The organism is Paenibacillus sp. FSL R10-2771 (assembly GCF_038000205.1).
Classification (GTDB): Bacteria; Bacillota; Bacilli; order Paenibacillales; family Paenibacillaceae; genus Paenibacillus_AQ; species Paenibacillus_AQ phytohabitans.
In genome coordinates this window covers 5,305,568-5,318,800 of the sequence record NZ_JBBOBM010000001.1, presented here as the reverse complement: position 1 = coordinate 5,318,800, position 13,233 = coordinate 5,305,568, and the positions used below count along the sequence as shown (strand labels likewise).

The following is a 13,233-nucleotide window of genomic DNA, read 5'->3' as shown; positions in this document are numbered from 1 at the left end:
TTGCACTGCCGCTCGCGCGAATCTCGCGCCGGGCGGCAGTTGTCTGCAGCGAGATCGGAATTACTAATAAAAAGCAGTGATGCCGGCCTGCATCGCTGCTTTTTATTAAATTCCCGATTGCCACCGTGCGGAGGCGCAGGACAAAAGCTTGACTGGACGGCAAATTGTTTTAAGCTAATATTATGATAGCGCTACCAATAGAGGGGAGAATCTTACCATGCCCAAGTACTCCAAGGTGTTCCGCAGATTTCTGATCTCCTATCTGGTCATCTTAATTATTCCCAGCATTGGGGGCTATATGTCGTACCACACCTCAATCTCTGTAACCCAGTCCATTTCGATTGAGAACAGCGTGACCCAGCTGGAGAAAAGCCAGGAGATTCTGGAGCGCCGCATGGCTGAGGTTGAAGGGCTTACCCGGCAGCTGGCCATTAATCAGGAACTGAATGTTCTGATGAATGAACAAGGCCGTGAAACGAATGTGTTCGGGATCTGGAGAGCGATGCGCAATGTCCTGACCTTCGGACAGACGAATGATTTTTTGCAGGACTATTATATTTATCTGGCCAATTATGATCTGGTGCTGACTGCCGGCTCCTCCTACCGCCCGGATCATTATTACGAGATCTATCACTACAAGGATCTCCCGCTGGAGGAGTGGAAAAAGGAGATTCTGGACCGTACGCACCGGAGTGAGATTAAGCCGCTGAGCGCTTTTGTGAGTAAGGGTACACCTACCTCGGTAATCACCTATATGCAGTCCCTGCCGCTGGATAGCTTCAATAATTCTTCGCCGGCTGTCGTGGTGGTTAATATTGACGAGAAGATTATCGCCAGTCTGCTGTCCGGGCTGACCGAGCGTGACGGCGGCTGGGTGCATATCAGCGATGCGGACGGCAATACCATAGTGCTGCAGGGGCAAAATAATGCTTACGTGGATAAGCTGGCTGCTGATCCCTTTTTTGACGCGGATAAGGTAAGCCAGTTCTACAGGGATGATCTCGTCATAACGACCCGCTCCGGCACGAATGGCTGGGTGTACCAGGCGGGGATTCCCCGCAGTGTGCTGATGGAGAACGCCAATAAAATTAAGCATATGACCTGGCTGATTACGGCTGGCGCCCTATTCCTCGGTCTGCTGGCCGGGCTTGTGCTTGCCTACAGAAACAGTATGCCGATTAACCGTCTGCTGGCCGTGATGAAGGAGCAGTTCGGCAAGGAGGACAGTCCGGAGCGCAATGAATTCGACTTCCTGAGCGGGAATATCGCCGACATGATAACGAAGAACAAGCTGTTGGAGACCGAGCTGAACCGCCAGCTGCCGCTGGTCCGGGATGCTTTTCTCAAACGGCTGATCGCCGGGGAATTCGAATCCAGGGAAGAGATTGTCACGGCAGCAGAGCAGGCGGATATCGGACTGGGTGAAGGAACCGGGTATGCGGGAATTCTGCAGATTAAAGGGTATACCGGTATGGACAGCGTTGAAATTCTCAATGAGCTGAATGCGGCCCGGCTCCTGCTGAAGCAGACATTTGCCGAGCTGGCGGGTCCGCTCCCGATGACGGATATGGGCTCTGACAAAATAGTCATTTTGTTCCTCTCCAGCACAGCTGACAGGGGGCCGGCACTCAAGGAAGATGAGATGGAACGCCTGATGGATCAGGGGGTTCAGCGGGTGTTTGAGGAATACCGCATTTCGGTGCAGGGCGGCTTCGGGGAGTATTTCTCGTCGGTTACTGAGGTTAGCCAGTCCTTCGAGCAGGCCAGACAGGCGCTGGAATATGCCGTATATACGAACCGTAAAGGAGTCTTGCGCCATCAGGAGGTGCAGATTGAGAATACGACCTATTATTATCCTCTGGAGACGGAGCAGCGTCTGATCAGTACGATCCGCGCCGGCGAGCTGGCCGAGGCGGAGCGGATTATGGAGGCTACTTTTGCACAGAATCTGGGGCCCCGCGAGCTGTCTATGGAAATGAAGCATCAGCTGATCGGGGAGATGAAGGGCACCTTCCTCAAGCTGCTGGATCAAAAAATATTCATGCAGTCCCCGCTGGGGGAGAGCGTCAAACGGCAGATTATCGACATTGACACCTCGGCGCCGCTGGAGAGAATCCAGACGGAATTCCTTGAGCTGACCGGAGAGCTATGCGGATTCATCACCAACAAAAAGAAGGATGCGCACACCCAGATCATCAAGCAGATGTACCAGTATACTGCAGAAATGTACGCCGATACCGAGCTCACCCTGTACCGCGTCGCCGAGCATGTGGAGCGGCCCGAGAAATATATCTCGCAGCTGTTCAAGGAAGTGACGGGGGTGAATTATTCGGATCACCTGATTAAGGTGCGGATGGATGAGGCGGCAATCCTGCTGAGAGAGAGCCGGTACACGGTGGATGAGATCGCGGCCAGAGTCGGCTACAACAGCTCACATTCTTTCCGGCGGGCGTTCAAGCGGCTGACGGGCATTTCGCCGAGCACCTACCGACAATCGCATGGCGAATAGTATTGATTTCACATGCTTAAGCGGCTGCAGCTGTCCATGGTCCGGACGCGCGGCCGTTTTTTATTGTCTGGTAAAGTACATCGTTTAGAAAAGAACACCATTAGGAAAAGAACACCATTCAGATAAATGTTGATAAAACAAATTTTCTCATTTTAAATTAGTACCAAGTTGAGTTAGCCGGAAATAGCAGCTGCCTTTAAATGCGCCGGAAAGTGGGCGGGACGGGAGGGTAAGAGGGATAATCCCTTTGAATGCGCCGGAAGTAGGCGGGATGGGAGAATCAGAGGGATAAATCCCCTTAAATGCGCCGGAAAGTGGGCGAGACGGGAGAATCAGAGGGATAAATCCCCTTAAATGTGCCGGAAAGTGGGCGAGACGGGAGAATGAGAGGGAAAAATCCCTTTAAATCCGCCAAAAGTAGGCGGGATGAGGAAACGAGGGGCAGAAGTGCCCCTGAATCCGCCAAAAGTGGGCGAGACGAGGAATTGAGGGGCAGAAGTGCCCCTGAATCCGCCAAAAGTAGGCGGGATGAGGGAATGAGGGGCAGAAGTGCCCCTGATTTGGACAAGGTATAAGCGGAATGCGGGATGTAAGCGTATGCAATGGACCCCGGAATCCGGGTGAACTGTACGCAAAATACGGAAATGTACCTGTTCAAGACCCGCCGCAGGACCTTATGATCGAGTCGTGGAGAAAGCGCTATCACACAATTTAGCCAGTCAAACTTAAACACCTGCTTCCGCAGCAAGTTCTGCTTGAAGCAATCCAAGTGAAGCAACTTAGCACAACCAAGTACCTGCTTCCGCAGCAAGTTTTACGCAAAATGAACTAACGAAGCCACACAGAAACCAATCACACGCTTCCGCAGCGATTTTTGCACGAGGTACAATCATGGGCACAAACCAACGCAATAAACGCTGGCACAACTTTAGGGGGGATTAATCTGGAGAAGAATCTGATATTAAATAACAAGCCGGCGCCCCGGAGGAAAGGCCAGAGCTGGCTGTCAAACGCCGGAAAAAGCATGCTGAAGCACTGGCAGCTCCATCTGCTGGTCATTCCACCTCTGCTGTTTTTTCTGATCTTCAAGTATTATCCGATGGCGAATGCGGTTCTGGCGTTCAAGGATTATAACGTCATCAAAGGCATATGGGGCAGTCCATGGGTAGGCTTCAGGAACTTTGAACTCTTTTTCGAGAATCCGATGTTCTGGACGCTGGTGAAGAATACCATTCTGCTGAGCGGCTTCCTGCTGCTGGCGGGGTTCCCGATTCCCATCCTGCTGGCACTGATGATCAACGAAATCCGCGGCGGACGGTTCAAACGGTTTGTCCAGCTGGTCTCCTTCGCACCTTATTTTATCTCGACGGTGGTCATGGTATCGATTATTATGCTGTTTCTCGCTCCGCGCCTCGGCTTCGCCAATATTGCCCTGAATTTCTTCGGGCTGGAGTCGGTGAATTTCCTCGGGGAGCCCGGCATGTTCCGCTCGATTTATGTCTGGTCCGATATTTGGCAGACCGCAGGCTATAGCGCCGTCATCTATCTGGCCGCCCTGGCCGGCATCGACCCTACGCTGTACGAGGCAGCCAAGGTGGACGGAGCTTCACGGTTCCAGAAAATCCGCCACATCGACCTTCCGGGCATCGTGCCGACAATTGTGATTATCCTTATTCTAAATGTAGGCAATGTGATGGCGATCGGTTTCGAAAAGGTATATCTGCTGCAGAATCCGCTGAATATCGTCAATTCCGAGATCATCGCTACGTATGTGTACCGGATCGGTCTGCTGAATGCCAATTACAGCTTCGCCACCGCCGTCGGCTTATTCAATTCCTTAATTAATCTGGTCCTGCTGCTTACGGTTAACGGCTTGGCCAAACGAATCACGAACAACAGCATCTGGTAGGAAAGGAGTGCTCGTATGGCCGCTTCGGCAGCAGTTTCCCAAAAAATCAAAGAATCCACCGGTGACCGGATCTTCCTCACTGTGGTCTATGCGGTGCTCATCCTTGTGGTGATAGCCGTCCTGTACCCGCTTATCTTCATTATCAGCAGCTCCATCAGCAGCCCGGCGGCTGTAACCTCCGGCCGTGTGTGGCTCTGGCCCGTCGATATTTCCTTCAAGGCGTTCAAGGTGCTGTTCAGCACGCATGAGATTGTTTCCGGTTATGCCAATTCAATTTTTTATACGGCGGCTGGCACACTGATCAGCGTAACGCTGACGGTAATGATTGCTTACCCTTTGTCGCGCAAAGCGTTTTTTGGACGGAATGCGTTAATGATGGTAATTACGTTCACGATGATCTTCAGCGGCGGGCTGATCCCCACCTATATGGTGGTCCGGCAGATGCACCTGATCGATACCCGCTGGGCGCTCCTGATTCCAAATGCCATCTGGGTGTGGCAGGTGATCATCGCCCGTTCTTTCTTCCAGGCCTCAATTCCAGAGGAGCTCCTTGAAGCCAGCGAGATTGACGGCTGCAGTGACATGCGGTTCATCCGCAGTGTAGTGCTTCCGTTATCCAAGCCGATCCTTGCGGTGCTGGTGCTGATGTATGCCGTAGGCCAGTGGAACTCCTATTTCGACGCACTAATCTATCTGAAGACGGCGGATCTGTTCCCGCTTCAGCTGGTGCTGCGCAGTATTATTATCCAGAACAACAGCTCCGGAGCGATGGATGCAATGGCGATGGTGGAACGGCAGCAGATGGCGGAGCTTCTGAAATATGCGCTGATTGTTGTGGCTACGCTGCCTGTGCTGGTGATTTATCCTTTTGTGCAGCGTTATTTCGTTCAAGGGATGCTGGTCGGGTCCGTTAAGGGCTGAGGCCTGGCATGTACACCTGCAAAGGGGGTGAGTTCATCAGCCGGCAGCAAGAAATATCCACCCTGTTCAACTCAAAAAAAGGGAGTGATTGATTTTGAAGAAAAGCCTTATTAGTTTGTTAATGCTGGTAACGGTACTTACAGTTGTGATCAGCGGATGCTCGGGCAAAAATACAGACAGCCCTTCGGGCGCCCAGGCCACCAGCGGGAATGCAAGCGGAAATACACCGGCTGCGGCAGCACCTGTTGAAGTCAGCGTCTTTGCTGTCCAGGAATCGGGCATTGATATTCCAACCAATAAATTCACCACCTTCCTTCAGGACAAATTCAATATTAAGTTCGACTGGCAGATCAACCCGTCCGACGGGGCCAAAGAGAAACGACAGATCTCGCTGGCCAGTGGCGACTATCCCGATGCTTATCTGCTCACCGCTTATATTGATGAATTCTCGCAGGGCGATGTGCTGAAATACGGCCAGCAGGGCGTTCTTGTGCCGCTGAATGATCTGATTGACAAGTATGCACCGAACATTAAGGCAGCAATGGAAAAAACACCTGCACTGAAGACGCTGAACACAGCGCCGGACGGCAATATTTACGGGCTGGGTGCTTACACGGAATGCTTCCACTGCTCTTATCCGAATAAAATGTGGATCAACACCGAATGGCTTAAAAAGCTGAATCTGGAAGAACCGAAAACTACTGAAGAGTTCAAGCAGATGCTGGAAGCCTTCAAGACACAGGACCCGAACGGCAACGGCAAGGCCGATGAAGTGCCACTGAGCGGTTCCACTGAAGATTTCGGTGTACGTATTATTCCTTATCTGATGAACAGCTTCGTCTATGACGATGACCGCAATTACCTCAACCTGACACCGGACGGCAAGGTCGAATCGGCAGCCATCAAGCCGGAATGGAAAGAGGGCCTGACCTATATCAAATCCCTGTTCGATGCCGGGTTGATTGATCCGGGGGCTTTTACCCAGAATGCTGAAGCGTTCAAAAAAATCGGCGAGAACGCCGATGCGGAAATTCTTGGCGCCGGTGCGGGCATGCACCCTGCCATCTTCATCAATATTGACCCGGGCAACACGCGTTCAGCGCATTACAACCCGCTTGCTCCGCTTACCGGTCCTTCCGGCGTATCGTTCGCCACCCATGATGCAGGCGGTGTATCGCCGGGAGCCAAGTTTGTCATTACCAACAAAGCGAGTGAAGAAGCACAGATTGCTTTGATCAAAATGGTCGATTATATGTTCACCCCGGAAGGCCAGACCAACTCGGCCAGCGGAATGAAAGGCATTGACTGGACCGATCCGGGTGAAGGCGATGTGGCACTCGGCAAGGATTCGAAGCCGGTGATCAAGCAGATTCCGATGGCAGAAGGCGAAGCGCCGCGCAATGCGGGCTGGAGCGGAATGGGCCACTTCTATATGCCGAAGGAGTACCGCGATACTTTTGTCCAGGGAACAGATATCTATGCTTCCAACGGATATGAACGCAGACTCTATGATGCTACGCTGCTGTATGAGGGCCATGAACCGAAGGACCTGTTCCCGCTCTGGTCGATCTGGATTGACCCGAGTGACATCGACGAAGCCAGCATGCTGCAGACGAACCTCAGAAACTACATTGAGCAGAACGAGCTGCAGTTCATTACGGGCAACAAGGATCTGAACAAGGACTGGGATGCTTATGTAAAAGGTCTTAAAGACCTGAAGCTGGACCGCTATCTGGAGATTCTGCAGAAGGCTTATGATGTGTCAGCGAAATAAAGCCGGATAGCGCGGAAACGCGGGCGGCCTAACCGCTGCAAAACGGATGCCGGCCTCTTTGGCCGGCATTGCTGTTTGTAGGTATGCAAGCTGAACTAAAGGACAAATAAAAGGGCATAAGGACGTATCCATTTATGGCTTCTGGAGGTGAACTCATGGGCTGCAAGAACAGCGGAGTAAATCCAAGTATTACGCCGCGCCGGGGGCTGCCAGGGATGAAAAGTAAGCTTGCGGGGAATGCCCCGCTTACAGCCGCTTTTCTGGGCGGCTCGATTACGGAGGGGGCAGGCGCTTCGGATGCGGATACGACCAGCTGGCGCGCGTTGACCGGTGCTTACCTGCAACGGTTATACGCAGGCCATCCCGTGCGCTGCATCAATGCCGGAGTCGGCGGGACTACCTCCACCTTCGGTGCACACAGGCTGCAGGAGCATGTGCTGCACCACGGGGAGATAGACCTGCTGTTTGTTGAATTCAGCGTGAATGACGGGGAGGACCGCGGGGAGTCCATTCGCGGTATGGAAGGAATTGTCCGCCAGTGCCGGCGGCTGTCACCGGAGACGGAGCTGATCTTCGTGTACACGGCAGCCGACAAGAATCTGACCGGCTACAAGCCTTTCAATATCGCCGTGCATGAGGAGGTGGCTGATCATTATGGCATCCCGTCGATTGACTGTGCGGCAAAGGTGTACACCATGATCCACACGGGTGAGCTGGATTGGAAGAAGTTCGCTCCGGACGGATACCATCCGCTCGATGCGGGGCATGCGCTTTATGCCGGCTTGGTGCAGGAGTACTTGCAGCAGGCGATTGGGAAAGGCGGCAATCAGCCGGGATGGCTGGAGGAGGCAGGGCCGGAAGTGGGGGCGGTGCGTGGAGACGAAGCAGGAGTGCAAGAGACGGCGGTGCTGAAAAAGGAAGCGGGGCGGGAAGCAGCAGTACCTGGAGAGGAAGCGGAAGTGCAAGAGACGGCGGTGCTGAAAAAGGAAACGGGGCGTAAAGCAGGAGTACCTGGAGAGGAAGCAGAAGCGCAAGAGACGGTGCAGCTGATAAAGGAAGCGGCACTGCCCGCTCCGCTGGATAGCCGGAATTACGAGTACGGCGGATTGCTGGATTACAGTGCCGCCGCCTATTCCGCAGGCTTCCGCACCCAGGAGCTGGAGCCCGGGGAGCCGCTGATGAATTGGCGGTTCTCTACAGAGCATGCCTATACTGATGATCCGCAGGCAGAATTCAGCTTCACGGTGACGGGACAAGGTGCCGGACTGGTGCTGCTGTACGGGCCGGACTCGGGTATTGTGGAATATTCGCTGAACGGCGGGCCTTACGCTGAAGTCAATCTGTTCGATGACTGGTGCCTGAATGCTTACCGTCCAATCCTGGCGTTGTTCCCGATTCAAGCGGAGCGCGGTATTCTGCAGATTACTGTCCGCAATACAGGGCACAAGGACAGCCGGAGTACCGGGACCGGTCTGCGGGTACTTAAGCTACTGCACAACTGATGCAGCACCGCAACTGAGCAGTCCGGCAACTCATGAGCCGTCTGCTTCATAACTATTCATCCGGGAGGTGTTTGATATTCATCACGAAGTTCATCCCGTAGACGATGATCAGCCGGTTCACCGGACTGTGCTACGGCTGACTGATTTCGGCGCCGTTCCGGATTCGGACGGGGATGCCCAGCCTGCGATGCGGCGGGCAATAGAAGCCGCAGGCAGGCTGGAAGGACCGGTGCTGCTGGACTGCCCGCAGGGCTGCTATCATTTCTACCCGGACGCCGCGCTCCGGGTTCCTTATTACATTACCAACACGGCCAGCGAGGAAGAGCTTCCCGATGTGACCAAAACCGCAGGGCTGCTGCTGAAGGGGCGGCGTCAGCTGACACTGGACGGGAACGGCTCGCTGTTCCTCTTCCACGGGAAGCAGACGATGCTGATTCTGGACGGCTGCACGGACATGGAGATCCGCAACCTGCATCTGGATTATGTCCAGCCTACAGTAGCCGAGATGACCGTGGAGCAATGCGGTGCAGACTTCTGCGAAGTCACCGTGCACCCGGATTCTCGGTATGAGCTGATCGGCGGCAGGCTGGACTGGACAGGCGAGGGTTGGCGGTTCCGTGAAGGCCCGATGCAGGTTTATGATCCCGTGCAGAACATAACCTGGCGGACGGAGAACTGGCTGGCAGAGGCCCGGCAGGTCGAAGAGATCGGCCCTCACAGGCTGCGATTCTGTTTCGGTTTCCGGCCGGAGGCTACCCCGGGGAATGTCCTGCAGGTACGGGACGGCATCCGGGATCAGGCCGGAATCTTCATCACGGAGTGCTCCGGCGTGACGTTTCAGAACGCAGGTGTGCATTTCATGCATGGGCTGGGGATCGTGGGCCAGTTCAGCCGGGATCTTCTCTTCCGGCAGCTGGATCTGTCGCCGCGCCCTGAAACCGGGCGGACTGTGGCCGGATTCGCCGATTTCATTCATCTGTCCGGCTGCAGGGGACAGCTTCTGATCGAAGACAGCCGCTTTAGCGGGGCACATGATGATGCAATCAATGTGCACGGCACCTATCTGCGGATTGCCGGGCAGTCTGCCGGAAACACGTTGAGGGTCCGCTTTATGCATCCGCAAACGTATGGGTTCATGGCCTTTCACCCGGGCGATGAGATTGAGTTCGTCCGTGCGGAATCCCTGACAGCTTATGCAGCCAGCCGGGTTGCCGGTGTCCGGCAGCTGAATCCGCGCGAACTGGAGTTAACGCTGGAAAGGCCGGTTCCGCCGGGCATCGGCGGAAATGATGTCATTGAGAATGTCACCTGGACTCCTGAGGTGGAGATCAGGGGGAATGTTTTCTCGCGGATTCCGACCAGAGGGATTCTGGCGGCTACGCGGCGCAGAACAGTAATCCGGGATAACGTATTCGAACGGATGCAGATGAGCGCCATACTGGTTGCTGCCGATGTAGAGTCCTGGTATGAGTCCGGTGTGGTCAGGGACATGACCATTGCCGGGAACCAGTTTATTGCCTGCGGCAGCAGTGAAGCTCCGGTCATCCACATAGCCCCGGAGAATAAGGAAGCGGACAGCAGGGCACCTGTGCACCGGAATATATGCATAGAGCACAACCACTTTGAGACTGGGGATGCCCCCGTTCTCGGTGCCAGAAGCACGCAGGGCTTAACGTTCAGACATAACCGTGTGGTTGTTGCGGCGGCAGATGCGGGAGATCGAAACAGGAAAATGGACAAGGACAAGGACAAGAGCATGGACAAGGAAAGGTTCTCAAGCCTTGAGAATGCTGTCCGGCTTACAGCCTGTAGCGGGGTAGACGTGACAGCGAATTCTTTTTGCATAGAGGAACAGTGAATGTAAGCGTGCCTTGAACCTGCTGGAGGCGGGCAGATTATGACAGACAGGAGAATGCGGTATGAATGATTTCAAATTATGGTATTCTGAGCCGGCAGTGAGCTGGGCCCAGGGATTGCCTCTGGGGAACGGCAGATTAGGGGCAGTCGTGATGGCTGCTCCACACCGCGAAGTATGGAGTATGAGCGAGGTCACCTACTGGTCGGGGCAGAGCGACCCGGTACCTTCCTCCGGAGGGGGTAAGGCTGCGCTGGAAGAAATGCGCCAGCATTTCTTCAGCGGGGATTACGAAGGGGGCGACCGTCTGGCTAAGCGGCATCTGCAGCCTAAGAAGCAGAATTTCGGCACGAACCTCGGACTATGCGAGGTGGTGATTGATTTTGCAGAGCAGATGCAGAACCGGGAGCAGGAATCAGGAGATGGCGGACAATTCCGGCGGGAGCTGGATCTGACGAATGCGGTGGCCGGAGCGGTGCATCAGGGTAAGAGTTCAACGCTGCACCGTGAGGTTTTTGCCTCGCATGCGGGTGATCTGGTAGCGTCAAGGATCTGGGGCGGACTGCCGGGTACAGTGTCCTTTTCGCTCAGTCTGGTGAACGGGACGGGGCAGTTTAGAGCGACAGCCGTGGAAGGCGATATGCTGGAATTCAAGAGCCAGGCAACAGAAAATATACACAGCAACGGCACTTGCGGAGTCTATGCCAAAGGATGGGTCAAGGTGGTGATATCCGGCGGTTCGATTCATAGCGGTGACGGCCTATTGACTGTCAGCGGAGCGGATGAAGCCTGGATTTACTTCGCCGTCAGCACGAATTACCGCCGTACAGATGCGGACTGGGAATCAGAAAGCCGCAGCACCATTGATCAGGCGGCAGGCAAGGGCTATGAACTGCTGCGAGAAGAGCATATTGCCGATTACCGCAGCCAGTATGACAAGGTGAATATTCACCTGGGGCGCTCAGATAAGGCGGATCTCCCTACCGGTCAGCGTATTCAATCCCTGGCCCGGGGTGGCGGGGATGATCCGCAGCTGTTCGCGCTGTTCCTGCAGTACGGGCGTTACCTGACGATCGCCGGTTCACGGGCGGATTCGCCGCTGCCTATGCATCTGCAGGGGATCTGGAATGACGGGGAAGCCTGCCGGATGGGCTGGAGCTGTGACTATCATCTGGACGTCAACACCCAGATGAATTATTACCCTACGGAGATTACGAATTTGGGGGACAGCCATCTTCCGCTGATGCGCTATGTTGAAGAGCTGGCACAGGCGGGAAAATCAACTGCAGGCCATCTGTACGGCAGCAAGGGCTGGGTTGCGCATGTATTTTCGAACATCTGGGGGTTTACGCTTCCCGGCTGGGAGACTTCATGGGGACTTAATGTTACAGGCGGACTATGGCTTGCCACACATCTGATACAGCATTATGAATATAGTCTGGACCGTGAGTTCCTGGCGCGCCAGGCCTATCCGGTGCTCAAAGAGGCGGCCGTATTCTTCCTCGATTACATGTGTATCCACCCCAAGCATGGCTGGCTGGTTACCGGACCGGCGAATTCACCGGAGAACAGCTTCTATCCCGGTCATGCCGGGGAAGGAGCACAGCAGCTGTCCATGGGTCCGGCGATGGACCAGATTCTGGTCCGGGAGCTGTTTGAATTCTGCCTGATGGCGGCAGCGCTTCTGGACCGGGATGAAGCGTTCCGGCAGACGCTTCAGGCGGCTGCCGCTAAGTTGCCGCCGCTCCAGATCGGTAGGAAGGGGCAGCTGCAGGAGTGGCTGGAGGATTATGAGGAAGCCCAGCCGGAGCACCGGCATCTGTCTCATCTGTTCGCGCTGTACCCCGGCAATCAGATTACTCCCGGCCGGACACCGGAACTCAGCAGGGCAGCCAGAGTTACGCTGGAGAACCGGATGCAACAGAACGAGCTGGAGGATGTGGAGTTTACGGCGGCTTTGTTCGGACTCGGGTTTGCCCGGCTGCATGACGGGGAGAATGCCTATAAGCATATTTCTCACCTGATTGGCGGCCTGTGCTTTGATAATCTGTTTACCTACTCCAAATCGGGCATTGCCGGAGCGGAGAGCAATATTTTCGTCATCGACGGGAATTTCGGCGGTACAGCACTGATTGCTGAGATGCTGCTGCAGAGCCACGCGGGAGAGATTCATCTGCTGCCTGCTCTTCCTGCGGCATGGAGCACTGGAGCGGTATCCGGCCTGCGGGCCAAGGGTAATGCGGAAGTGGATGTTGCCTGGGATAACGGCCAGCTGACTGCAGCCGAGGTCCGTACCTTTTCTCCGGGAACGGTGACGGTGCGATGGGGTGATGTACGAACAGACTTCCAGGCGGAAGCAGGCGGAAGCTACAAATTGGGCAGCCGGCTGGAGCTGTTGGCATAAGGAAGGCGGGGGCGAAATCCGCCCCCGCTTATTTGCTGCTTTTGCACGATAACCGTGTGTTCTTGGCGGGAATGAAGCCTTAGGGGACTATGGCGCTATGGAACTGTCGACTGAATCGTACTACATCAGAGCTAGAGTAGTGAGTTCATTCAAACATTTCATACATGCAGCAATTTGAGTATTCAGTTCCAACGGGGAATTCCGTGATAGTTGTATAATGTACAACTAAAAAAGGCGAAAAGGGCTGCTCGCCTCTTATAACTGTAGTCTGTACAACTAAATTTGTCCGAATCGGTAAATACCACCTAAGTACGGCAGTTTAATTGTACGGAATACAACTAAACGGATAATCCGTTCTA

At 54.5% G+C, this 13,233-nt stretch carries 7 protein-coding genes; all 7 read left to right on the top strand.

From position 1 onward, the window contains the following. Positions 1 to 217 precede the first annotated feature (217 nt). The 7 genes from NSU14_RS22635 to NSU14_RS22605 all read left to right on the top strand — a co-directional run bounded on the left by NSU14_RS22635 (position 218) and on the right by NSU14_RS22605 (position 12,874). Positions 218 to 2,509, top strand: a complete 2,292-nt coding sequence (locus NSU14_RS22635; RefSeq protein ID WP_340947390.1) for a helix-turn-helix domain-containing protein — start codon at positions 218 to 220, stop codon at positions 2,507 to 2,509. Positions 2,510 to 3,533: 1,024 nt separating this feature from the next. After that, positions 3,534 to 4,418, top strand: a complete 885-nt coding sequence (locus NSU14_RS22630; protein WP_039307795.1) for an ABC transporter permease — start codon at positions 3,534 to 3,536, stop codon at positions 4,416 to 4,418. A gap of 15 nt (positions 4,419 to 4,433) precedes the next feature. After that, positions 4,434 to 5,339 carry a carbohydrate ABC transporter permease gene (locus NSU14_RS22625; protein WP_042134901.1) on the top strand — a complete coding sequence of 302 codons (906 nt, stop codon included), beginning with the start codon at positions 4,434 to 4,436 and terminating at the stop codon, positions 5,337 to 5,339. 94 nt (positions 5,340 to 5,433) lie between these two features. Then, a complete protein-coding gene (locus NSU14_RS22620; protein WP_042134903.1) occupies positions 5,434 to 7,113 on the top strand; it encodes an extracellular solute-binding protein in 1,680 nt (559 codons plus the stop codon). Between the two features lie 215 nt (positions 7,114 to 7,328). After that, on the top strand, positions 7,329 to 8,615 hold the full coding sequence (locus NSU14_RS22615) for an SGNH/GDSL hydrolase family protein (protein ID WP_340947389.1): 1,287 nt from the start codon (positions 7,329 to 7,331) through the stop codon (positions 8,613 to 8,615). A 67-nt stretch (positions 8,616 to 8,682) separates the two neighbouring features. After that, positions 8,683 to 10,473 (top strand): alpha-1,3-galactosidase-related protein, encoded by a 1,791-nt coding sequence (locus NSU14_RS22610; RefSeq protein ID WP_340947388.1) that lies wholly within the window; start codon positions 8,683 to 8,685, stop codon positions 10,471 to 10,473. Positions 10,474 to 10,534: 61 nt separating this feature from the next. Beyond that, positions 10,535 to 12,874 carry a glycoside hydrolase family 95 protein gene (locus tag NSU14_RS22605; protein WP_340947387.1) on the top strand — a complete coding sequence of 780 codons (2,340 nt, stop codon included), beginning with the start codon at positions 10,535 to 10,537 and terminating at the stop codon, positions 12,872 to 12,874. Positions 12,875 to 13,233: the final 359 nt, after the last annotated feature.

Coding starts and splice junctions, on each gene's coding strand:
- NSU14_RS22635 (WP_340947390.1), top strand. CDS start 218: ATGCCCAAGTACTCCAAGGTGTTCCGCAGATTTCTGATCTCCTATCTG.
- NSU14_RS22630 (WP_039307795.1), top strand. CDS start 3,534: ATGCTGAAGCACTGGCAGCTCCATCTGCTGGTCATTCCACCTCTGCTG.
- NSU14_RS22625 (WP_042134901.1), top strand. CDS start 4,434: ATGGCCGCTTCGGCAGCAGTTTCCCAAAAAATCAAAGAATCCACCGGT.
- NSU14_RS22615 (WP_340947389.1), top strand. CDS start 7,329: ATGAAAAGTAAGCTTGCGGGGAATGCCCCGCTTACAGCCGCTTTTCTG.
- NSU14_RS22605 (WP_340947387.1), top strand. CDS start 10,535: ATGAATGATTTCAAATTATGGTATTCTGAGCCGGCAGTGAGCTGGGCC.